At 44.0% G+C, this 23,394-nt stretch carries 19 protein-coding genes; 7 read left to right on the forward strand and 12 right to left on the reverse strand.

Features of this window, described 5'->3' with window-relative positions; genetic code table 11:
* Positions 1 to 39 precede the first annotated feature (39 nt).
* Positions 40 to 921 carry a DMT family transporter gene (locus MP3633_RS03280; RefSeq protein ID WP_112136818.1) on the forward strand — a complete coding sequence of 294 codons (882 nt, stop codon included), beginning with the start codon at positions 40 to 42 and terminating at the stop codon, positions 919 to 921.
* Positions 922 to 944: 23 nt separating this feature from the next.
* Here the strand turns inward: MP3633_RS03280 and MP3633_RS03285 are convergent, their stop codons facing one another.
* The gene (locus tag MP3633_RS03285; protein ID WP_176334468.1) at positions 945 to 1,517 is read right to left on the reverse strand and encodes a TetR/AcrR family transcriptional regulator; all 573 of its coding nucleotides are present in this window, start codon (positions 1,515 to 1,517) and stop codon (positions 945 to 947) included.
* A gap of 93 nt (positions 1,518 to 1,610) precedes the next feature.
* Here MP3633_RS03285 and MP3633_RS03290 point away from each other — a divergent pair, with 93 nt between their 5' ends.
* The gene (locus MP3633_RS03290; RefSeq protein ID WP_112136822.1) at positions 1,611 to 2,801 is read left to right on the forward strand and encodes an efflux RND transporter periplasmic adaptor subunit; all 1,191 of its coding nucleotides are present in this window, start codon (positions 1,611 to 1,613) and stop codon (positions 2,799 to 2,801) included.
* Between the two features lie 3 nt (positions 2,802 to 2,804).
* Complete coding sequence (locus MP3633_RS03295) at positions 2,805 to 5,933, forward strand: efflux RND transporter permease subunit (RefSeq protein ID WP_176334469.1); 3,129 nt, start codon at positions 2,805 to 2,807, stop codon at positions 5,931 to 5,933.
* Positions 5,934 to 6,026: 93 nt separating this feature from the next.
* On the opposite strand, the gene phnE (MP3633_RS03300) is transcribed toward MP3633_RS03295, so the two are convergent.
* From phnE (MP3633_RS03300) to MP3633_RS03340, 9 genes are all read right to left on the reverse strand, one after another.
* The gene (phnE, locus tag MP3633_RS03300; protein ID WP_112136827.1) at positions 6,027 to 6,824 is read right to left on the reverse strand and encodes a phosphonate ABC transporter, permease protein PhnE; all 798 of its coding nucleotides are present in this window, start codon (positions 6,822 to 6,824) and stop codon (positions 6,027 to 6,029) included.
* Positions 6,825 to 6,845: 21 nt separating this feature from the next.
* The gene (gene phnE, locus MP3633_RS03305; protein WP_176334470.1) at positions 6,846 to 7,640 is read right to left on the reverse strand and encodes a phosphonate ABC transporter, permease protein PhnE; all 795 of its coding nucleotides are present in this window, start codon (positions 7,638 to 7,640) and stop codon (positions 6,846 to 6,848) included.
* Positions 7,628 to 8,413 (reverse strand): phosphonate ABC transporter ATP-binding protein, encoded by a 786-nt coding sequence (gene phnC, locus MP3633_RS03310; protein ID WP_112136831.1) that lies wholly within the window; start codon positions 8,411 to 8,413, stop codon positions 7,628 to 7,630. Before phnC ends, phnE (MP3633_RS03305) begins: the two co-directional genes overlap by 13 nt.
* 96 nt (positions 8,414 to 8,509) lie before the next feature.
* Positions 8,510 to 9,559: a phosphate/phosphite/phosphonate ABC transporter substrate-binding protein gene (gene phnD, locus MP3633_RS03315; protein WP_176334471.1), complete on the reverse strand. Its 1,050-nt coding sequence runs from the start codon at positions 9,557 to 9,559 to the stop codon at positions 8,510 to 8,512.
* 218 nt (positions 9,560 to 9,777) lie between these two features.
* A complete protein-coding gene (locus MP3633_RS03320; protein WP_176334472.1) occupies positions 9,778 to 11,145 on the reverse strand; it encodes a sigma-54-dependent transcriptional regulator in 1,368 nt (455 codons plus the stop codon).
* Positions 11,146 to 13,038 carry an ATP-binding protein gene (locus MP3633_RS03325; RefSeq protein WP_176334473.1) on the reverse strand — a complete coding sequence of 631 codons (1,893 nt, stop codon included), beginning with the start codon at positions 13,036 to 13,038 and terminating at the stop codon, positions 11,146 to 11,148.
* Between the two features lie 234 nt (positions 13,039 to 13,272).
* A complete protein-coding gene (gene fhuB, locus MP3633_RS03330) occupies positions 13,273 to 15,249 on the reverse strand; it encodes a Fe(3+)-hydroxamate ABC transporter permease FhuB (protein ID WP_176334474.1) in 1,977 nt (658 codons plus the stop codon).
* Positions 15,249 to 16,121: an ABC transporter substrate-binding protein gene (locus MP3633_RS03335; protein ID WP_244959805.1), complete on the reverse strand. Its 873-nt coding sequence runs from the start codon at positions 16,119 to 16,121 to the stop codon at positions 15,249 to 15,251. Before MP3633_RS03335 ends, fhuB begins: the two co-directional genes overlap by 1 nt.
* 14 nt (positions 16,122 to 16,135) lie before the next feature.
* The gene (locus tag MP3633_RS03340; protein WP_112136843.1) at positions 16,136 to 16,900 is read right to left on the reverse strand and encodes an ABC transporter ATP-binding protein; all 765 of its coding nucleotides are present in this window, start codon (positions 16,898 to 16,900) and stop codon (positions 16,136 to 16,138) included.
* A gap of 407 nt (positions 16,901 to 17,307) precedes the next feature.
* On the opposite strand from MP3633_RS03340, the gene MP3633_RS03345 reads away from it, so the two are divergent.
* Together MP3633_RS03345 and erpA are read left to right on the forward strand one after the other, a co-directional pair.
* Positions 17,308 to 18,894 (forward strand): peptide chain release factor 3, encoded by a 1,587-nt coding sequence (locus tag MP3633_RS03345; RefSeq protein WP_112136845.1) that lies wholly within the window; start codon positions 17,308 to 17,310, stop codon positions 18,892 to 18,894.
* 69 nt (positions 18,895 to 18,963) lie between these two features.
* A complete protein-coding gene (erpA, locus tag MP3633_RS03350) occupies positions 18,964 to 19,311 on the forward strand; it encodes an iron-sulfur cluster insertion protein ErpA (protein ID WP_217909050.1) in 348 nt (115 codons plus the stop codon).
* Positions 19,312 to 19,399: 88 nt separating this feature from the next.
* Here the strand turns inward: erpA and MP3633_RS03355 are convergent, their stop codons facing one another.
* Positions 19,400 to 20,242, reverse strand: coding sequence for a hypothetical protein (locus MP3633_RS03355; RefSeq protein ID WP_176334476.1), 843 nt, complete (start codon positions 20,240 to 20,242; stop codon positions 19,400 to 19,402).
* Positions 20,243 to 20,344: 102 nt separating this feature from the next.
* The gene (locus MP3633_RS03360; RefSeq protein WP_112136849.1) at positions 20,345 to 20,647 is read right to left on the reverse strand and encodes a YhbY family RNA-binding protein; all 303 of its coding nucleotides are present in this window, start codon (positions 20,645 to 20,647) and stop codon (positions 20,345 to 20,347) included.
* 99 nt (positions 20,648 to 20,746) lie between these two features.
* Here MP3633_RS03360 and rlmE point away from each other — a divergent pair, with 99 nt between their 5' ends.
* Complete coding sequence (rlmE, locus tag MP3633_RS03365) at positions 20,747 to 21,367, forward strand: 23S rRNA (uridine(2552)-2'-O)-methyltransferase RlmE (protein ID WP_112136851.1); 621 nt, start codon at positions 20,747 to 20,749, stop codon at positions 21,365 to 21,367.
* 60 nt (positions 21,368 to 21,427) lie between these two features.
* Positions 21,428 to 23,392 carry an ATP-dependent zinc metalloprotease FtsH gene (gene ftsH / locus MP3633_RS03370; protein WP_176334477.1) on the forward strand — a complete coding sequence of 655 codons (1,965 nt, stop codon included), beginning with the start codon at positions 21,428 to 21,430 and terminating at the stop codon, positions 23,390 to 23,392.
* Positions 23,393 to 23,394 lie beyond the last annotated feature (2 nt).

The following is a 23,394-nucleotide window of genomic DNA, read 5'->3' on the forward strand; positions in this document are numbered from 1 at the left end:
TTTTGTCTTTTTATTTTGTCTTATACAAAAGGAAGTTGTTTGAAACAGGGAGTGCATGTAAAAGCCGAACTTATTTTAGTGCTTGTGACTATTCTGGCAGGATTTGGTTGGATATTTTCTAAAGAAGCACTGGCTGGTTTGCCGCCGCTCTTTTTTATGGGTGTGCGTTTTATGATTGCCGGTTTTGTGTTGTTTTTGGCCGGACAAAAATATTTTCGAGGCTTAGACTGGAAAGGCATAAAACAGGCTAGCATCGTTGGTGTGGTAATGGGCATCACCATGATGTGCTGGGTGACTGGATTAGACCAAGGCACTAGCTTGGGAGTCGGAGCATTTATTGTGAGTCTGGGGGTGGTGCTGGTCCCTCTTGTTGCGAGGTTTATGTTTAAAGAGCGGCCACCTATGAGTATTTGGGTGGCATTGCCTTTTGCTATTGTGGGGCTTGGTTTTCTTGCTCTTAACAATGGCCTGAACTTTGAGTTCGCACATGTGTACTTTTTTGGTGCGGCTGTCGGTTCGGCTTTTCAGTTGAACTTATTATCGCGGTCTTCGATGCGCATGCATGTGTTGGTATTAACGGCGATTCAGCTTAGTGTGGCTGGCGTGTTGTTATTCAGCCTTTCTCTAATAACAGAAACACTGCCTCACAGTATTAGTATTGGCGTCGCGGGTTGGTTCTTAGCCAGTACTCTCATTGCGACGAGTCTCCGTTTTCTGTTGCAGACGTATGGCATGAGCTTAACGCAGGTGAGTCATGCGGCCGTTATTATGAATCTGGAACCTGTCTGGACGGCTATTTTTGCCGTTTTCTGGTTTAGCGAATCTATGGGGGGCGGACAAGTCTTTGGTTGTTGTTTGATTTTTGTGGCTATGTTGGTGAGCCGCTGGTCGCAAATAAAAATGATTTTTAAGACGGCTTAATGGTTGTAATTAGGACGATAGCGCTAATCAGGCAAAATAGTATCGAGTATTTGGTTGTACATTTGACGCATTTCTTTGCTGAAGGGTCTTGGTTGAAAGTCCCAGCGAACCAGCAGTCCTTCTTTTAATGTTATCAGCATTTCAATACGAGCCATGGCCTCATTTTTATCCATAGTGGGATAGAGCTGTTTCATGATGGTTATGGCTCCTTCTTTTAGGCGTTTATGAGACTCTGTATAAATTTTTGATATTACAGGGTTTCGCGCCGCTTCTGCTTTTATTTCTGCATGCATGATTCTCATGTGGTTATTGTCTAAATTACTTTCAGTAAAATGGCGATCAAGCCAATCCTTTTTATCGAAAAAAGAGGCCATGAATTGCAATTTTCGTTGCGTAAACTGTTCGACCAACGCACAAATGATGTCATCTTTGTGGGCGAAGTAACGATATATTTGGCCGACACTGAGCTCTGCTGACTTTGCAATTTCGTTCATACTGGCTTTATGAAAGCCTTTAGTGAGCGCATGTTGCACTGTGGCATCAATAATGCTTTGCTTTCTCAGGTCGTTATCAAGAGGTAACTTAATAGTTCTCATTTATTTGCACGTTTTGTCATATATTAGGCGGAATGCTTATATTATAGTACTTGTGAATGATCATTCTCAATGTTTCGAAAGGAAGTCTCCTCAATGTTGTCTAAATTTAAATACGTTTCAAGTTTGTTACTTGTTCTATTACTGGCTGGCTGTCAGGAGGACGCTCCTAAGTCTGCTGGCGCGGCAGCAGCTCCTAAAGTTCAGGTAGGAATTGTTACGATCCAGTCTCAAAAAACAGACCTAATGACTGAGCTACCTGGACGTACAACTTCTAGTTTGGTGGCAGAAATTCGTCCTCAAGTTGGCGGGATAGTAAAGAAACGTTTTTTTGAAGAAGGGCAGGACGTTAAGACTGGAGAGTTACTTTATGAATTGGATGATTCCACCTACGTTTCTTCTTATAAGCAAGCGCAAGCGGATTTAGAGTCTACGAACGCAAGTCTTAAGTCTGCGGAATTAAAAAATGCACGTTATACCGAATTACGTAAACAAAATAACGTGTCACAGCAGGATCTTGATGATGCTCATGTCGCTTTCTTGGAAGCAAGAGCCAAACAAAAAGGATCAGAAGCAGCGTTAGAAAATGCCAAAATAAATTTAAGCTATACCAAAATTAAAGCGCCTATTGATGGCCGAATTGGTATTTCTCAGGTGACGGTTGGTGCATTGGTAACCGGCAGCCAAGCCACAGTGATGACAACAGTTCGATCTTTGGACCCTATCTTTGTAGATTTAGCGCAAACCAGTTTGGATCAACTGAAACAACGAAATTTTTTATCCCAAGATGGTGTTGAGAAAGGCTCAAATAAAGTGTCTTTAGTACTAGAAGACGGTTCCAAATACCAATACGAAGGAACGTTAAAAGCGCGTGAAGTGAGTGTTGATGAATCGACAGGCAGTGTCACCCTACGAGCAGAATTTCCAAACCCAGAGAACCTTTTATTGCCGGGTATGTTTGTGCGTGGCTTGATCCATGAACTCACTCATAATGCGGCGCTTTTAGTGCCACAGCAAGGCGTTTCTCGAGACGTGAAAGGCAATCCTATTGCTTTGGTTGTTAATAAAGATAACGTTGTTGAAAGTCGTATTTTGACCGTTGAGCGTACTATTGAAAATCAATGGTTGGTTCTTGCGGGTATTAGTGAAGGCGAGAAAGTCATTGTTGAAGGCTCATTGAAAGTGAGAGCAGGAAGTGAAGTGTCTACTGTTGATATGAAACGAGACAGTAAAACCGGCGCTATTGTTGCCGCCAATGCCGGTGGTACTTCGGCTCAAGGGAATTAATTTATGTTAGCTCAATTCTTTATAAATCGACCCGTTTTTGCGTGGGTTATTTCCATCGCAATCATGCTGGCAGGTCTTGCATCGATCACGACCTTGCCAATTGCACAGTATCCTAATGTAGCGCCTCCAACCGTTAACATTTCTGCTACCTATTCAGGGGCTTCGGCTGAAACCGTTGAAAACAGTGTTACACAAATATTAGAGCAGCAACTTACAGGTCTAGATGGTCTGCTGTACTTTTCATCATCAAGTAGCTCTAGTGGTCGTTCCAGCATTAATGTGACGTTTGAACAAGGTACGGATGCGGATATTGCTCAGGTTCAAATACAGAATAAAATTCAGCAAGTGACGGCAAACCTACCAACATCAGTACAGCAAAATGGTGTCACGGTTAAAAAATCAAACTCTGACTTTTTAATGGTTGCTGCGATTTACGATGAAACAGATAAAGACTCGGCGAATGACATTTCAGACTTTTTAGTATCGAGTGTTCAAGATTCTGTTTCCCGTGTGAACGGTGTGGGCAGTCTTCAAGTTTTCGGTGCTCAATATGCCATGCGTGTATGGCTAGACCCTTTAAAATTAGCGTCTTACAAATTAATGCCTTCTGATGTGTCGTCCGCGATTACAGCGCAAAACACTCAGGTAGCTGCGGGGAGCTTAGGTGCTTATCCTGTAGAGCAGGGTCAGGAATTAAATGTCACTGTGACGGCGCAATCTAAATTGCAAACGGCGGAACAGTTTAGAGATATTATTCTGGCGTATGACGACAGTGGCGCAACCGTTCGTTTAAGTGATGTGGCGAAAGTTGAGTTAGGCAGTGAGTCGTATGGCTATATTCCGCGTTTGAATGGCCATCCTGCCTCAGGTATGGCGGTTATGTTGGCGCCGGGTGCGAACGCATTATCGACGTCTGAAGCGGTTAAAGACGTATTGAACAATATATCTGGCAGTTTGCCAGAGGGTTACAAACTGTCTTTCCCTGTTGATAATACGAGCTTCATTAAAATATCGATCGAAGAAGTGGTTAAAACGCTGGTTGAAGCCATTATCTTGGTTATCATTGTTATGTTCATCTTTCTGCAGAACTGGCGTGCAACGTTAATTCCTGCGATTGCGGTTCCTGTCGTGCTGTTAGGCACTTTCGGCGTTTTGGAACTGTTTGGTTTTTCGATTAATACCTTAACCATGTTTGGTATTGTGTTATCCATCGGTTTGTTGGTGGATGATGCCATCGTGGTGGTGGAAAACGTCGAGCGGGTAATGAAAGAAGAAAAGTTGTCTCCGAAAGAAGCAACGATCAAATCGATGAAAGAAATCACCAGTGCTCTAATTGGTATTGCTGTTGTGTTGTCGGCGGTGTTTTTACCGATGGCTTTCTTTAGTGGTTCTACTGGGGTTATTTATCGTCAATTTTCGATCACTATTGTCGCGTCTATGACCTTGTCTGTCATTGTCGCACTGACATTGACGCCAGCACTTTGTGCCACGTTATTGAAAGCGGACCACGAAACCAGCAAGAAAGGTTTAGGCGCTTGGTTTAACCGTAACTTTGATCGTGCTACAGACAAATATTTTGGTGGTGTGAGTAAAATTATTAAGCAGCCAGTGCGTTGGATGCTTGGTTACGGCATCATTGTGGCAGGTTTGAGCGGCTTGATGATGACGTTACCATCAGGTTTCTTACCAACAGAAGATCAGGGCCGAGTCATGGTCATGGTGTCTTTACCTGAAGGTGCTGGCATGTCTCGTACTGACAAAGTAATGCGTCAAGTTGAAGACTATTTCCTAGAGAAAGAGAAGAGCAACGTAGAGGCTATCTTTACTATTTCTGGTTTCAACTTTATGGGCAGCGGTCAGAATGCCGGTATGGCGTTCATCGCTCTAAAAGATTGGAGTGAGCGTGTTGGTCCTGCCAACAGTGCGAGCGCCATCGTTGGTCGTTCATACGGTGCCTTTGCGGGATTGCGTGATGCAAGAATATTCTCTTTAATACCGCCTTCTATCCAGGGTTTGGGCCAAAGTAGTGGCTTTACTTTCCAGCTGCAAGCGTCAGGAAACACCGACCGTGCAACTTTGCTCACCATGCGAGATGCATTGTTACAAAATGCGAATGCAAGCAAACTTTTGACGGGGGTTCGTCTAGGTTCTGATTCTGAAGCGCCGCAGTTACATATCGATATTGACCAAGAAAAAGCCTCCGCATTAGGTCTTTCAATGTCTGATATCAGTGCGACCTTAAGCAGTGCTTGGGCGGGTAGATACGTTAATGACTTCATTGATCGTGGCCGAGTTAAAACGGTATATATGCAAGGTGAGGCGGAATATCGTTCTTCTCCTGAAGATTTGCAGCATTGGTATGTTCGCGGCAATGACAATACTATGACGCCGTTTTCTGCTTTTGCTAAAAGCGAATGGACTTACGGGCCCAAAAGCTTGAGTCGTTTTAACGGTTTGGCGTCTTATGAAATCCAAGGTTCTGGTGCAGCAGGTGTGAGTTCTGGTGCGGCCATGGACGAGCTACAGCGTGTTTCTGATTCTATGTCTGGTGGTGTGATGGGGTCTTGGAGTGGTTTGTCTTACCAAGAGCGCTTATCCAATGGTCAAACGCAAACATTGTATGCGATTTCAATTTTGGTCGTGTTTTTATGTCTTGCTGCATTGTACGAAAGTTGGACGGTGCCTTTATCGGTTATCTTAGTTATCCCTCTGGGTGTGATTGGCGCTGCAGCCGCAGCACATATTCGTGGTCTAGAAAACGATGTGTACTTCCAAGTAGCCTTACTGACAACCATAGGTTTGTCTTCTAAAAACGCGATTTTAATTGTCGAGTTTGCGGAGGCTGCTTATCGTAAGGGTGCCAATGTATGGGATGCAGCCGCTCAAGCGGCTCGTTTGCGACTTCGTCCTATTATTATGACGTCTATGGCTTTCATTGTGGGAACCTTGCCACTCGCTTTATCGTCTGGCGCCGGTGCAAACAGCCGTGTCTCTATCGGTTCTGGTATTGTGGGTGGAACATTGACAGCAACCATATTGGCGGTTTTCTTCGTACCGTTATTCTTTGTAATAGTACGACGCACCTTCCCTAAACGACCTGAGAGTTTGTCGACGAAGGAAGACGTAGCGTAATTTGAAACGCGTTAGCGGTTTAATTTAAGCCTAATAAAAAAGGAGCCATATCGGCTCCTTTTTAGTTTTAACGATTAAGGTTTTCTCACTCGATTAGATTAAGCGTTTGCGAATATTTACCACCACAATTTCAGCTAAAATAACGATGATGAAAATTGCCAACAATGACATAGCGACTCGATCCCACTGGAATAAATTCATCGAGTCATCCAGCACCACGCCAATGCCGCCTGCGCCGACCAAGCCCAATACCGCAGACTCTCGGACATTAATGTCCCAACGAAACAATACGATACTGAAGAAAGCCGGCAAGACTTGAGGCCAGTAGCCTTTTATTAAGATAGACATCCAAGAGGCTCCGGTGGCTTTCAAAGCTTCGATCGACCCCATATTCACTTCTTCAATGGCTTCACCAAGCAGCTTGCCGACAAAACCAATCGAGCGAAAGGCAATCGCCAAGACGCCAGCAATAATGCCAGGGCCAAAGATAGACACAAAAAGCAGCGCCCAAACTAAAGAGTTTACAGAACGAGAAGACACGAGAAAGAAGCGAGAAATCCAATGGCACCATACTGAATTTACAATATTGCTGGCGTTCATCAGGGCCAAAGGAATGGCAAAGATCAATGTGATTAGCGTGCCCAGCGTAGCGATGTTCAATGTTTCAACCATAGCGTCATGGACCGCTACTGGATAATAAGCAAAATCAATCGGCCACATACGAGAAAACATGTCGCCCATTTGCTCTGGCGCATCCAACAAAAACTCAGGGATGACTTCTACAGATTGTATGGATTGAACAAAGGCCATAACAAGAACTAAGTAAACGGCATAGCGAGATAATTTTTGTTTTAAGGTAAAACGCTGCCAGTGATGATCTATCGTATTCATAAAGTAGGCTCCTAGGTCAAACTAGCGAAAAATGCGACGAACGATGTTGGAGAGAAATTCACCAAACATGATCAGAGCAATAATGACGATTAGAATCGCCGCGACAAAGTCGTAATCAAAACGCTGAAAGGCAGAGAAAAGTGTGCCACCTAGGCCGCCTGCACCAACAATTCCCACCATGGTGGAGTTACGTAGATTCGAGTCAAGTTGGTAGGTCGAGAAACCAATAAAACGAGCAAACACCTGTGGCATAACCGAGAATAAGATGATGCTGGTAAAGCCTGCGCCCGTGGCGCGAATGGCTTCGACTTGCTTCAATGAAATTTCTTCAATCGCTTCGGCAAAAAGCTTGGCAATAAAACCAATGGAAGCAACAATCAAGGTTAGAATCCCGGCTAAAGCACCAAACCCGACACTCTTAACAAATAAGATGGCAATGATTACCGGGTGAAAAGTACGGCAAAGAGCGATCAGTGTTCGAACTGGCGTACTGACCCAGCTAGGCATCATATTACGAGCGGCGAATAACCCTAAAAATAGGGAGATAAAAATGCCACAGATGCTAGAAATAACGGCAATTTCAAGACTTTCTATTAAGCCACTTAACAACAATGACCAGCGACTAAAGTTAGGCGGTATCATACGATCCAATAGATTACTGGCGTGTCCAAACCCTTCGTAAATACGTCCCCAGCTTAGATCCATTGCGTTGAATGTATAAGCGACATAGAAAACGACAAGCAGCCAAATCGCGCTGACAAACCAGTTGTGTTTGAATGGGTTCTCTCTGTTTTGAGTTGAATTTATACCAGCCATGATTCACCTCCATAAATTTGTTTTAGGTGCTCATCGGTAATGTTTTCTGGAGGACCGTCGTACACAACAACCCCATCACTCATACCAATCATGCGTTTGGCAAAACGACTTGCTAGTTTTACGTCATGAATATTGACCAGCGCTGGAATGTTTTTTTCTTCAGAGAAACGCTCTAGCAGTTCCATAATTTCGACCGCTGTTTTTGGGTCAAGAGAGGACGTTGGCTCGTCGGCTAACAAAACCCGTGGGTTTTGCATAACGGCTCTCGCAATACCAACACGTTGACGTTGACCACCAGACAAGCTGTCTGCGCGTTTCTTTGCGTGTTCTGTTAAGCCAACGGCGTCTAGTAATTCAAATGCCGTGTTGATGTCTTCTTGGCTGAACTTTCTGCGCCAAGCGCTCCAGGCAGACATATAACCAAGACGACCTGTTAGGACGTTTTCAATGACCGTTAAGCGTTCAACAAGATTGTATTCCTGAAAAACCATCCCTACTTGACGACGAAGTTTACGCAGTTGAGAGCCTTTAGCTAAGCAGAGGTCAGCACCGTCAAACAATATTTGCCCGTCTGTTGGGTCGATTAAGCGGTTGATGCAGCGGAGTAAGGTACTTTTACCGGTTCCAGAAGGCCCGATGATAGCGATGATGCCGGGTTCGGTAATGTTAATACTTATCCCTTTTAAAATGGGATTACCCGCAGTGTATTCTTTTTTTAAGTTTCGAATTTCAAGAAAATTTGAACGCTCAGCTGTGTTATGAGTGACAGACATGGTGTTTTCCTACAGACAAAGAGGCCCGAGCAACCTGATTATTCAGGTTGCTGGTTAGTATTTATTTAAATGAGTGTGATTTAGAAAAAGAACAGATTATTGGCTTTTGCTTGCTGCGGCCTTAGCGGCTTTTTCTCGCTTTGCGGCGGCTTTGGCAGCGTCTGCTTCGGCTAGCTGCTTAAGTCCTGCTTTTGTGTAAGCCGTTCCTGATGCGTGTGCAATATCACGGATGACTTGCCATTCTTCCTTGTAGGTGATCGGGAAGAAACGGTCAGCACCACCAAAGGTTTTTTGCATTTCAGCTGGGAAGCGGAAAGTAAAAAAGGCCTTTTTTATTTTTTCGACTAACTCTGGGTTGAGGTCATGAGCGTAGCCAAAAGAGGAGGTTGGAAAGCGAGGGCTGGTATAAATGATACGGAAATCATCTTTACTCACTCGTTGAGCATCGACCATACGTTTGAAAACGTCTGAAGCAACAGGTGCTGCATCGTAGTCACCGGACAGTACACCCATAACGGATTGGTCATGTTTGCCTGAGTACTTTACTTCGTAGTCTTTATCTGGTGTTAAACCTAAAGCAGGGAAAATCGCGCGAGGTGCTAAGTTGCCTGAGTTTGAAGACGCGGAAGTATGAGCAACCACCTTGCCTTTTAGATCTGTCATTTTTTGGATGCTACTATCGTTACGGACGATAGTGATTAGGTTGTAACCCTGAAAGGATTCTTCAGTGCCTTTTACTGCAATCGGTACTAAGCCACCTAGATTAACCGCGTAGCCTGTTGGTCCTGTTGAGAAACCAGCAATGTGTAGGCGACCAGAACGCAATGCCTCTACCTCTGCGGCGTTAGAATGAACTGTGTAGTAAACTACTTTTTTACCCGTCATTTCACTTAGGTATTTTTGGAAGTCGCTGAATGCGTCTTTATAGACGGCCGGATCTTCTACAGGAGTGTATGTAAAGACGAGTGTGCTTGGATCGCGCCATTGGCTTGAGTCTTTTGGTAAGTCGGCGACTAGGTCGTAGTTTTCATCACAGAACTTATCGTCTAAGACGCCTCGATAACTGCAATTATCAGCTAGGGCGGTACTGGCTCCTAAAAGCAGTGAGCTTGAGAGCACTAAACCAGTCAGTAATTTAATAGGCATTATTGTTTTCCTCGTGATGTATTTTTTATTGTTATCACCGGTCGGGAGGTTCCGTAGTCGGGGATGAGTCAATCCTGCATTAATGAAGGATTGACTCATCTAGAGCAAAGGCGATGCCAATAATAAAAAGATCTTTAAAAACATAGGCTTAGTTGTATTTTAGGTTTTTCCTACAGTGGTTTGGGACGGTAAAGTCTCATCCTTAAGGGGTAGATGGGTCATTCCTGTCCTATGGTTTCGTGAGATTTAAATTGTTGTTTGTCTAGTTGGTGCTTTTTCATTTTTCGATACAGTGTCTTACGTGACATATCCAATAATTCTGCCGCTTCGTTTAGTTGCCCATTGGTGGCCCTGAGCCCTTCTCCGAGTATATGTCGTTCAAATTGCTCCATACGATCTTCATAGCTGCCATTCATGTCGTCTTCGCGCTTAATGGAGGCAAGGGAGGTTTCGCTGATGCCCAGTACAAATCGATCTGCGGCATTTTTTAGCTCTCGCACATTGCCTGGCCATGGATGCTGCATTAAATGATCCAAATAAGCGGGGGTCATGGTTGGTAACGGTTTGGAAAAATGCTCTGAGGCTTTGCAGGCATAATGATGAAAGAGCGGTAGAATATCCTCAGGGCGATCCCTGAGTGGTGAAATTGTCAGGCTCGCGACGTTTAGTCGATAGAATAAATCTTTACGGAATTTGCCTTGTTCGCCTAATAGGGCAAGATTGTCCTTACTGGCCGCAATGACGGTAAGTTCGACTGCAATCGGCGTTGTACTGCCAACACGCTCAATGGTGCGTTCTTGTAAAACACGCAATAGCTTTATTTGCACCGGAAGTGGCATGGTTTCGATTTCGTCTAAAAATAGAGTACCGCCATTTGCCGCTTCTATTTTTCCAATATGCCGCTTGTTAGCCCCAGTAAAAGAACCCATTTCGTGGCCAAAAAGCTCGCTTTCAATCAGGCTTTCACTGATACCGCCACAGTTTATGGCGATAAATCGTCCTTTGTTGCGAAGGCTAAATTGATGCAAAGCGCGTGCAACCACATCTTTACCACAACCGGTTTCCCCGTAAATAATGGTGTCGACATTCGTTTGGGCTAGTGATGATATATGTTGGCGAATATTTTTGATGGCAGACGATTCGCCAATGATCAGTGCTTCTAGGCCTGTTTGTGCAGCAATGTTTTCTTTGAGTTTACGGTTTTCTAATACCAAGTGTCTTTTTTCTGCTGCACGTTGCAGTTGGTTGATAAGCTGAGCGGGCTGCAGGGGTTTTTCTAGAAAATCGTATGCACCTTCTTTCATGGCTTCTATTGCCATGGGGATGTCGCCATGGCCGCTCATCAGTAAAACAGGCAGTTCATTATCCAATTCTTGAAGGCGAGCCAATAGACTTAATCCATCCATTTTTGGCATTCGCACATCGCTTAAAACCACAGCGGAACTCTGCTTGTTTAGCGAAGCAATGGCTTTGTCTGCTCTTAAATGGCTTTCGACTTGAAAGCCTTCAATTTCTAGCATTTCGGTCAAGGCTTCAATAATGGTTTGATCGTCATCGATGATAATTATTTTTATTGTATGGAGCATTTATTTTTCTGCCTTTTTTAATTCTAAGGTGAAGCGGCTGCCGTCTTCTGGTGTTGATGTGACTCGAATTTGGCCACCAAAGTCCTGAACGATGTTGTAGCTAATGGATAGGCCTAGGCCGAGTCCTTGACCGACTTCTTTTTGTGTAAAAAAGGGGTCGAATATCTGATCTAAATTGTCTTCTTCTATTCCTATGCCAGTGTCTTTCACATCTATCATGATCTTGTCATCGTGTTCATAGACGAGTATTGAAAGCTGCTTTAATGGTGAACTGGATAAGGCATCCACGGCGTTACTGATGAGGTTTACCATGACTTGTTCTAAGCGAATGGGTTCGGCAAGAACGAAGATTTTTGAGTCGGTAGGTTGATAGCTGAGCGTACAGTGTTGTTCTTGAATTTGATTAGACATCAACTCGATAGCATCTTGAATGACCATTTCTAAACAAACTGGTGTGAGTTCAGTGCCGGCAACGCGTGCAAACGCTTTAAGGTGCTTGGTGATACGAGTGATTTTTGTTAATAATTGCCGAATTTTATCTAAGCTATTTTGAGCTTTGTCTATTTGGCCTTGTTCCATATGACGCCCGGCAGTGTGCAAGTGGCTGGCAATGGCTGTCAGGGGCTGGTTTATTTCGTGAGTAATGCCAACACCAAGTTGCCCTAAAGCAGCGAGTTTTCCCGCTTGTACTAATTCGTTTTGCGCCGCTTTTAATTGTGCTTCTGCAGCGACTCTTTCCTCTATTTCAGCCGCGAGTATTTGGTTGGTTCGCTCCACTTCTCTGGCGGTTTGCTGAAAATACTGGAGGTCTCTGGCCATACTGGAGACTTCATCGTGGCCAACAATGCGTATTTGTGTGTCTAATTGAGAGCTAGCAATGGCTCGCATGTTTTGTTGTAACTCAATGATTCGTTGTAGCACATTGCGGCGCACGTAAAACCAAGAAATGGCGCAGGCGACACTTAAGCTAATCAGAGACAGCAGTAGAATATTACGAATGCTGCTGTTGATGGACTTGATCGCGCCTTCTAATGAGCCACGAATGCTGGTGTTGGTGTAGTTGGTATATTGGTTAATCTGCGCCGCTAACTGCTGAATGTGTTGTTGACTATTTTCTAGCAGAAAGCTCTGCTGATACAGCAGGTCTAGTTCTTCATTTTTTAGTTGAAATAGAGCGCCTTGGCGTGAGCTCATCATGATCAAATTGAGTAATGATTGGTGCAATTCTTGAGGAACTTGAGGCAACGTGTTCAAGTACTGAGTTATTTCATCTCCCAACCTTTCTAGGCGTAAAAAGGTGTAATCCAGTTCATTGAAAGAAGCGTCGTTGCTGACTTTTTCGATTAAGCCTGAAAAATAATAGAGGCGACGCATGACTTGTTCTAATTCAGGCGTGCGATCTAGTTGATCCACTTGGCCAATCAAGCCCTCAAATAGCGGGAAGACGAATGAAGACTGTTTTGCGAGTTCGAGTCTGATGACTTCTCGTCGCTCTACGCTTTGATTTAATAACGTGAGGCTGTTTTTGATTTGTGTAATGAGTTCAAGAAAGTAACGATTATAGTCGGGCAAATTTCGCATCAGTGCATCCATCTCACTGATGGCAGAGCTCAGCGCGTTCATAGTGTTTTCTCTGGATATGGAGGCATCACTGGTGACGAGAAGGGGGGCGGTGGCCACAATAAGCCGACTTTTGTCGTTGAGTCGAGCGGCTGCATCTAGACCTGGGATGTCTTGGAGCTTTAGTAAAAGAAGACGGTCACTTAGTTGTAGGTAGGTGTTCGTTGCCAATCCGCTGGCCACAATAGTAATGGATGAAATAAGCACGAAAGCCAAAAATAATCTACCGCCAATACCAATATTGCGAAGCCAAAAAAACGTGGGAATCCCCATTTGTGTTAGTCCTGTTATTTTTATAATTAGATTCCACAATGAAATTTCTATGCCAACTATGAGGCCTGATTTTTATTGCGTTTCTGCCTATAGTGAGGACAAAAATGTCCCATCACAAGCTTTAATTGATGGAGGATGTAAGGCGTACGGAAGAGGTTTGATTGAGTATTCCGTTCCTTTTAGCGCGTTTCGAAATCCACGTTTGAAAGCGCTAAAAGAGGTGGGATTAAAAGGTTAGAGCTTTCTGAGCCCCCACATCAAATATAAACCACCGATAATGGAAGCGACCATGCCGGTTGGAATGTCTTCGGGGTACAGTAGTTGTCGTCCAAGCCAATCGGAGAAAAGCATTAACGTACTTCCCACTAGGATGGACGCAATGAGATGTTCTTTTGCTCGACTAAATCCTAATAAACGCGCGAGATGCGGTGCCATTAGACCGATAAAACTCAGTGGTCCAACGACTAACGTTGCACTGACGGTTAATCCTGATACTAGAAACAAGAGCAGCATTCTTGAACGAGAGACGTTCACGCCTAAAGAGCGAGCGCTGGTTTCCCCTAACGGTAAAATATCCAACCAACGATGACAGGTAAAGGCAATAGAAAGTGATATGGCTGTGGCAATAGCAAGTGGTATCAGCGTGCTGTTGGTCACGTAATAGGTGGTGCCCGCTAACCAAGCAAGTAACTGATAGCTTCTAGGATCTCCACCGGCCAACACAATCGTTTGAATCGCACCCATTAACGCCGTTATTGCAACGCCGGTTAAGAGTACTTTCTCTGGTTGAAAACCAGTTTTTCGGTTGAGTAATATGATCAGGCTAACGGAAGACAGCGCGCCAATAAAACCGCCAACGTACATGCCTGCTAGGCTCGAACTCAGGCCAGAAAACAGTGTCACAATAACCCCTAACGCTGTGCCAGAACTGATACCTATGACTTCAGGGCTGGCCATTGGGTTGCCACTGAGTCGCTGTATGATCGTACCGGCCGTTGCTAGCATGGCTCCGGCTAAAATAGCAGCAATCAGACGAGGTAATCGCCACTCCAATACGGACCAGTTTCCCGTGGTGAATATCCAACTCCAGCCTTGATTTCCAATAGACAGGCATGAAAAAATAAACAATCCAATAAAAACAGAACCAAGTGCAATCCAAATGGTGTACTTGCTGAGGTGTCGGCCTTGCTCGCTATGGCGAGTCAAAACGGTCTCGGTGTGAGTTTGGCTGCGCATGGCCAGTTTCGGGAGTAGCCATAACATCAGCGGTGCGCCGAGTGCAGCAGTGGCCGCTCCAGTCGGAACCATGATGGACATGAGGTCTGGGAGTTGCTGTATCACTAAATCGGTTAGGGTCAGTAGCAATGCGCCAATAAATATAGACGCTAGAAATTTTGGCAGTAATCTATGAACACCTATTAAACGCGTTATAGCCGGTGCAGCAAGGCCAATGAATCCTATTATACCCACGGTAGCCACCACCAAAGAGGTCAACAAAACCGCGACCCCTAGACAAATGATTCGTAGCTTTGTCAGTGAGACTCCAAGACTTTTTGCGCCAGATTCAGACAGCTGTAATAAGGTTAATGGTTTCACGAAGAGGAAAGCCACGATAATGAGGGCGATAATTCTAGGGGTTAGGTAGGCGACATTTCCCCAGCCAGTTTGAACCAATGAGCCTGCGCCCCATATCATTAACCCTGCCAATTTTTCTTGGTTCATAATAAGCAGAACGGTACTAAACGCGCCAAAGTAGAGATTAAGAATTAATCCAGAAATGACCACAATGGTTGGAGAAAGCGCGCGACGCCAAGAGAGCGCGAACACAATCCCCATGGCAATTAAACCGCCAGCCATGGCGACGAAGCTGTACGACAATTCAATCAGCCATGGCGCATACAGTGTTGCCATCATCAAGCTAAAGCTGGCGCCGCTTGCTACCCCAAGAGTGGTTGGTGACGCTAATGGATTTCTTAATACCTGCTGCATCAAAACGCCAGCAACCGCTAACGCTGCGCCACAAATTAACGTAGTAAAAACGCGAGGCCACCAAGTTAAATGGAGTTTTATTGAATTATTTGAGAGCCAGTTAGGTTGTAATAAACTCGTCAGGTTAAGCGTGAAGGTATCATTTAATGATAATTGCCAGCCCATGAGCAGTACGACACTGGTCGTTAATATGATGATAAAGCCAATAGGGAAAATTCGCATTATTGCTTCTCCTTATTGTTCAGTGCTTTTGTGAGTTGTTCTGCGAAGCGTAGGGTGGATGGTATGGCGCCAAAGCTCCATGTCGGCTCGACTGTCAATGCTGGTTGGCCGGTATTTTTAACCAAATATTGCCAGAATTGATCGCGCTGTAAACTTCTTTCTACGCCAGCCGGCAGAGGTTTAATAATGATGATTTGCCCTTTGATGTCCATCAGCTGGTCTATCCCTATCAGCGAAAACCCCCATGGATTTGTCTCTGCTTGCCAAGCACTTTTCAAACCGATTTTATTGGCTGCAATTTTATACATGCTGTTTGTACCAAAGATTCTGACGTGACGGCTGTCCATAAATTGGATCATTAATAGGGGCGGTGTGTCTTTTGGTGTTTTGTCGGCTAACCCCATTAGAGTTTGTTCGGCAGAGTAAATTAGCGCGTTAGCTTCTTTTTGTTTGTTTGTCTCTTCTCCAAGTCGGCGGGTGAAACCTTTAAGCCCTTCCCAAGTGATGTTGTCTTTTTTATAAAGGGTGAATTCTGTAACCGGTGCTATGCGAGACAATTTAGGCGTAAGTGAGCCAAATAAAGGAGAGATAAAAATCTTATCTGGTTTGAGTTCAGCAAGTCTTTCTAAATTAGGTTGCGAGCGTAATCCTATGTCTTCTGTTGAGTTTGGAATAGCGGGTTCTCGAACCCATGAGTTGTAGCCTGACTGTTGTGCCATCGCGATGGGCGTTATGCCAAGCGCGATAAGGGTTTCTGTTTGGGTCCAGTCGATTGATATGACTCTAAGGGGCTCGATTTGCGCCGCATTTAAGATATTTGATGCGCAGAAGGCAAAAAAGACAATGAAAAAATGTAGAGGTTTAGACGCCATGACATTTTTTTCCATCAGTAGGGCATAGCTACGGGGTAGCCAGCAGGATGTCGAGTGATGTGCATGTCAATACCATAAATATTTCGCAGTTGTTTTGTTGTGAATATTTTTTCAACCGAATCTGAAATAATCATTTTTCCGCTATGAAGTGCGACGATGTGATCACAAAAGCGCGCAGCCATGTTTATGTCGTGAATGACGATTATGACGCCAAGATTGAGCTCTCTACAGAGCTTTTTGATTAGATTTAGCATGTCTATTTGGTGTGCTACGTCAAGTGCAGAAAGAGGTTCATCAAGGAGTAAGTACTGAGTGTTTTGGGCAATTAGCATTGCCAACCACAAGCGCTGGCGTTCACCACCAGATAAGGTATCAACCAGTCTATCCGCGTAGGCTGTTGTATCGGTTAAGGCCATGGCTTCATCAATGTGTTTTTTGTCGTTGCCGTTTAAACGGCCAAGTAAACCATGCCAAGGATAGCGCCCGAAGCTGACAAGATCTTTCCCTGATAGGCTATCGGTCGATGGTGTTTGTTGGGGGAGATAAGCCACTTGTTGTGCAAACTTTTTATTGGACCAAGAGCCGATCGGTTGATTTTCTAGAAAAACATTACCACTGGTTGGTTTTTGTTGCTGGGCTAGTAGTTTTAATAGCGTGGACTTACCTGAACCATTGTGACCAACGAGGGCGTAAATTTTCCCTGGTTCAAACGTCATTGAAAAGCCTGCTAGTAGTGAGCGATCACCGACACTAAATTGCAGTTCTTTAGACTCTATCATTTTTCAGACCAAAATATGGGGGCTTAATACTCTCTTTGAGTGTGTGGTACAGACTCAAACCGAAGGAGTATTTTATTAGTATTGGTAATGCTAATGCAAATTATTTGCATATAAAAAACATTCCTATCTTCATGGTGTGGTTCGACGTATTGGTGCTGTTGGCGCTTTATTGATGTACGTGACGTATGAATCTGGTGAGCAGATCCACTCAGAATGTAGAGAAGGGGTGATGTTATAAGTCTAAATAGGCATTTATTACTCAGCCATTGATTGTTTAAAAGCGCCATATCAGCCAAAATAGCCGTATACAACTACGATTAACATGACGGGGTTTTCGATAAAGGCGACGTTAAGTCGGCTTTTTATAGAGAATGTAAAAACCGCGCATAACCTAAAAGAATTTTTTAATGGCAGACCAGAACTTTCTTAACGAAGTAAGTAAACGAAGAACTTTCGCGATCATATCGCATCCTGACGCGGGTAAAACAACCATCACTGAAAAGCTTTTATTGCTTGGGCAACTTATTCAAACGGCAGGGTCTGTAAAGGGTCGTAAAGGCGACAAACACGCTACATCTGACTGGATGGCGATGGAGAAGCAGCGTGGTATATCCATTACATCGTCAGTGATGCAGTTCCCTTATAAAGACCGCACGGTTAATTTGCTGGACACACCGGGGCACGAAGATTTCTCGGAAGATACGTATCGTACTCTCACCGCCGTTGACTCTGTATTGATGATCATTGATGGCGCGAAAGGGGTAGAGGATCGTACTGTTAAGTTGATGGATGTGTGTCGTTTACGAGATACGCCAATTTTGACTTTTATTAACAAAATGGACCGCGATATTCGTGATCCAATTGATTTGTTGGATGAAGTGGAGGCTGTCTTGAAAATTGTGGCGGCGCCAATCACCTGGCCTATTGGTATGAGCCATTTCTTTAAAGGGGTATACAACCTTTATACTGATACGATTCACGTCTTTGTGCGTGGTCGAGGTCATACCTTGATGGATGACATTCGTATTGAAGGCTTACAATCTGATGCTGCCAAAGAATTGCTGGGTGATGATTGGGATGCGTATGTAGATGAAATTGAGTTGGTGCGTGGCGCTAGCCACGAATTCAATCTTGAAGCGTATTTAGCGGGTAAATTGACCCCTGTGTTTTTTGGTACCGCACTGTCTAACTTCGGCGTTCGTGAAATGTTGGATGGCTTTGTTGAGTGGGCGCCATCTCCCATTGACCGTGAAACAAACGGTCGTACCGTGCCAGCAGTAGAAGAGAAGTTTTCTGGGTTTATTTTTAAAATACAAGCCAATATGGACCCGAAACATCGTGATCGCATTGCCTTCATGAGGGTGTGTTCAGGAACGTATGACCGTGGCATGAAAATGCGACATTGCCGTATTGGTAAGGACATCAAGGTCACTGATGCCGTTTCTTTTACAGCAGGTGATCGTGAAGGTGTTGAAGAGGCTTTTTCAGGCGATATTATTGGTTTACATAACCATGGCACGATCCAGATAGGCGATACTTTTACTGAAGGCGAGGATTTGAAATTCACGGGTATTCCTCACTTTGCGCCAGAGCTTTTTCGTCGTGTTCGCTTAAAAGATCCAATGAAGATGAAAGCATTGCAGAAAGGGTTGCAGCAACTTTCTGAAGAAGGCTCGACGCAGTTATTCATGCCTCAGCGAAACAATGATTTAATTGTTGGTGCGGTTGGTCAGTTGCAATACGAAGTGGTAGCCTACCGCTTGAAAGACGAATACAAAGTGGAATGTATTTACGAGGCGGTAAATGTTAATACCGCTCGTTGGGTTGAATGTGACGATCCTAAGAAATTTGACGAGTTTAAAAATAAGTGCCGAGACAATTTAGCCATTGATGGTGGTGGGCATTTAACGTATCTAGCGCCAACGCGGGTGAATTTAATGATGGCAGAAGAAAAATGGCCTCAGGTTCGTTTCCGTTCGACGCGTGAGCATTGATCAATACTTGACTAAATTACTAGGTTAAGAGGATAATTCATTCATTAGAACAGTTTTAGTGGTGTCAGAATGAGTATGGTTGAATCGGTTGACCCTATCGAGTTTACAGAATCGGCAGCGGCGAAGTTGCAATCTTTGATTAAAGAAGAAGAAAATGATCGACTCATGTTACGTGTTTACGTAACAGGGGGCGGTTGCTCTGGTTTTCAGTATGGTTTTACCTTTGATGAAGAGCATCAAGAAGACGATACCGAAGTGGTGCGTGACGGAGTGACTTTGGTCGTTGACCCCTTGAGTTTTCAATACCTCGTTGGGTCAGAAGTAGACTACAAAGAAAACTTAGAAGGCTCGCGGTTTGTTGTGCAGAATCCCAATGCCACGTCTACTTGTGGTTGTGGTGCGAGCTTCAGCATCTAGTTTTCGTACTCTTGTTACCAATTGACTGATGATAAATAGGCCCTTCGTGCGAATAGAGCGAAGGGTTTTTTATTGCGTGAATTTCGACTTAGGCCTTGGTGTAGAGGTTGCTCGCGTGTTTGGCTCTTTCTTCTTCGCTAATAATGTTCCCCTCTAACGGTTTGTGATGACCGACAAACAGTAAGCCGATTTGTTTGTCTCCCAAAACGATCGGTGTTAAAGCGTTGTTTTTCGCTTTCCATATTCTTAGTCCGAAAATTTGAGGGGGAAGATTTGTTTCATTAATTATTCGGCTTTGATTTATGTGGGCGTAAAGTGGTGACAGTTGATCTAGCTCGCCATCTTGGTCAAGCATAATGTGATGGTGGGTTATTTGTTGGCTAAGGAATTCTGGCGGATAAGGTGTGCGTAAAACAGGTAACCAGCTTTCTTTTGGAAAAGTGCGAAAGACGTCAGGGGTTTCTGGCGATCCGTTGTGAGGCGACACAAGTAGTGTCATTTCAACTGGAATTCCATAGGAAGGTTTCACAGGAATATGAAATATCAGTTGTTTTGCTGGTGGGCGTTGGTGTACCTCAGGTGTTATGTAGCCAACTACTTTTTTGTCCTTTTCAGCGTTTATAGGAGGGACTTGTAAGAATAATTGCCAACTTTTTAAGTCTAGATTGAGTTCTTCGGGAGAGTGTAAGTGCAGGTTGGCGTTTATCATATGTCGTAACATGTGCTCAATAAGGTTGGCAAAAACGCTTATTGAGGCGGTGAGTTGTGTTTTAGCTTGGCTATCTAAGTGTATTTCCTTTACTTGATTCGCTGCAGAGCTTAGATCAACAGAGTCTTTGTTGCTGATTGTAGGGCGATATTTGACTCTAGAAATCAACTTTTTCTCATTCGACTGAGTGCTGGCTCTATTGAGTGCCTCTATAAATAGCATTAGTACGACTCCTTTGTTAACTGTCAAAGGTATCGGCCGTTACTTTGAAGAGTTTAGAGATAGTCAGTTTTTTGTACAAAAAGACTATCTCAGTTTTCGGTTTTAGCGTAGCAGGTTAGACAGTTTTGGATTTGCCTCTAACGCTGCGCGGTGAAATAGTGCAACTTTGCCAATGGTTTGAACTGTTTCGCATTTCATTATTTTGCTGATTTCTGCAATTAGCGCACTACGGACTTCACGATCCATGATGCTGATGCGTACTTTAATAAGTTCGTGGTCTTCAAGTGCGCGGTCAATTTCTGTTAAAACGGTTTCTGTTAAACCGTTGCCTGCTATCATGACCACTGGGTTAAGTGCGTGACCAATTAGGCGATATTGCTTTTTTTGGGCGTTTGTAATGCTCATAGTAAAATTTTCTCATATTAGTTGACCCTCTTTAATGGAGGCTTTAGAGGTTAAGCGATATTATAGCGGAATATTGACTGATTTAGGTATGATGAAAACGTGGCAAGATCAAAAAGTAGTAATAGTTGGATGAAGGAACATTTTGACGATCCGTATGTCAAAAAATCCCAACAAGATGGTTATCGCTCTAGGGCCAGTTATAAGCTGATGGAGATTAACGATAAAGATAAATTGTTTAGACCTGCTATGCGTGTTGTTGACTTAGGTGCAGCGCCGGGTGGATGGTCTCAAGTGGCGGCGAAATTGGTGGGTGATAAGGGTACTGTTGTGGCCTCGGATATTTTGGAAATGTCACCTTTGGCTGGTGTAAGTTTTGTTCAAGGGGATTTTACTGAACAAGAAGTATACGAGGCAATCTTGGCTGAGATTGGAGATGAGAAAGCGGATCTTGTAATTTCAGATATGGCCCCCAATATGAGTGGTAACAGTTCTGCAGATCAGCCACAAGCCATGTATCTTGTAGAGCTTGCGTTGGACATGGCGGCTCAAGTGTTGCGTCCAGGTGGGAATTTTTTGGTGAAAGTGTTTCAGGGTGAAGGGTTTGAAGAATACCTCAAAACCATGCGGGCTCAATTTGATTCCGTTATAACGCGTAAGCCGGATGCGTCGCGAGCCAGAAGTCGCGAAGTTTACTTATTAGGAAGACAATATAAAGGTTAATGAGAGATGTTCTGGTATTATGACCAGAGACATTAAAAATAACCGTTTAGAGGTGTGCTCTTGAACGATATGATGAAAAATATACTGTTGTGGTTGGTGATTGCTGCTGTACTACTGACAGTTTTTAATAATTTTAATACGACGGCTGATACCAATCGAATCACTTATTCTGAATTTGTGAAAGAGGTTCAGGATGGGCGAATAGCGAAAGTCGTTGTTGAGGGTTATACCATTAGTGGTACCCGTACTAGCGGCGACACGTTTGATACGGTTCGTCCTGCCGCGGCAGACCCTAAAATAATGGACGATTTGCTTACTAATAATGTTGTTGTAGAGGGGCGTTTACCTGAGCAGCAAAGTATTTGGACTCAATTGCTGGTTGCTAGTTTTCCTATTCTTCTTATTCTTGCGATTTTCATGTTCTTCATGCGCCAGATGCAAGGTGGTGGCGGTGGTAAAGGTGGACCAATGTCTTTTGGTAAGTCTAAAGCGCGCCTTTTACCAGAGGATCAGGTTAAAACTACTTTTGCAGATGTCGCTGGTTGTGATGAAGCGAAAGAAGATACATCAGAGTTGGTAGACTTTCTTCGCGAGCCAAGTAAATATCAACGCCTAGGCGGTAAAATACCTCGCGGTATTTTGATGTGTGGCCCTCCAGGTACGGGTAAAACTTTGCTTGCAAAAGCGATAGCAGGTGAAGCGAAAGTGCCGTTCTTTACCATATCTGGTTCTGACTTCGTAGAAATGTTTGTTGGTGTGGGTGCGTCGCGTGTTCGTGATATGTTTGAACAGGCAAAAAAACATGCACCATGCATTATTTTTATTGATGAAATTGATGCAGTAGGTCGTAATCGTGGTTCCGGTATGGGCGGCGGTAATGATGAGCGTGAGCAAACGTTAAACCAACTGTTGGTTGAAATGGATGGCTTTGAAGGTAACGAAGGTATTATCGTTATTGCGGCGACTAACCGTCCAGATGTATTGGATCCGGCATTGTTGCGTCCTGGTCGTTTTGATCGCCAGGTGCAAGTTGGTTTGCCGGATATTCGTGGTCGCGAACAGATTTTGAAGGTGCATTTGCGTAAAGTACCTTGTGATGATGATGTTGAACCAAAAAACATCGCTCGCGGTACACCTGGTTTCTCTGGTGCTGATTTAGCTAACTTGGTTAACGAAGCTGCGTTATTTGCAGCGCGCTCTAATCGCCGCTTGGTGAATATGGAGCAGCTTGAACTGGCAAAAGATAAAATCCTCATGGGTGCCGAGCGCAAAACCATGGTGATGAGTGATAAAGAAAAATTAAACACGGCTTACCATGAAGCGGGTCATACTATTGTTGGTTACTTAATGCCAGAGCATGATCCCGTGTATAAAGTCTCTATTATTCCTCGTGGACGCGCTCTTGGTGTCACTATGTATTTGCCAGAAGAAGATAAATACAGCGTGAGTAAAACAGGGCTTGAGAGTCAGGTTTGTAGTCTTTATGGCGGTCGTATAGCGGAAGAAATTGTTCACGGCTTCGATGGTGTATCTACTGGTGCGTCAAATGATATTGAACGCGCTACGAGTATTGCTCGTAACATGGTAACGAAGTGGGGCTTGTCTGCGAAGCTCGGTCCATTTGCTTACGAAGAAGATGATAACAATAGCGGTGGTTTTATTGCTGGGCCAACGGGCAGTAAAGCTAATTATTTCTCTCCTGAAACCGGAAAGATAATTGACGCTGAAGTTCAAGATATTATTAGTCGTTGTTACGTGAAATCAACACAAATACTGAATGATAATCGTTCTAAACTGGAAATGATGGCTGAAGCGTTGATGCAGTATGAAACGATTGATGCGAAGCAAATTAAAGAAATTATGGATGGTAATAAGCCTTCGGCTCCTGAAGGTTGGTCTGATCCTGGTGCTAACCCACCAAAAGGCGATAAAACTGAATCAACTGGTGAGGCTTCTTCATCAGAAGTGGGTTCAGATGATCAAGATGAAACTTCTAGTCAAGCACCTAAGCCTGCGAGTGAATAACT

The sequence above is a fragment of the Marinomonas primoryensis genome, assembly GCF_013372285.1.
In the GTDB taxonomy this organism is placed as follows: Bacteria; Pseudomonadota; Gammaproteobacteria; order Pseudomonadales; family Marinomonadaceae; genus Marinomonas; species Marinomonas primoryensis.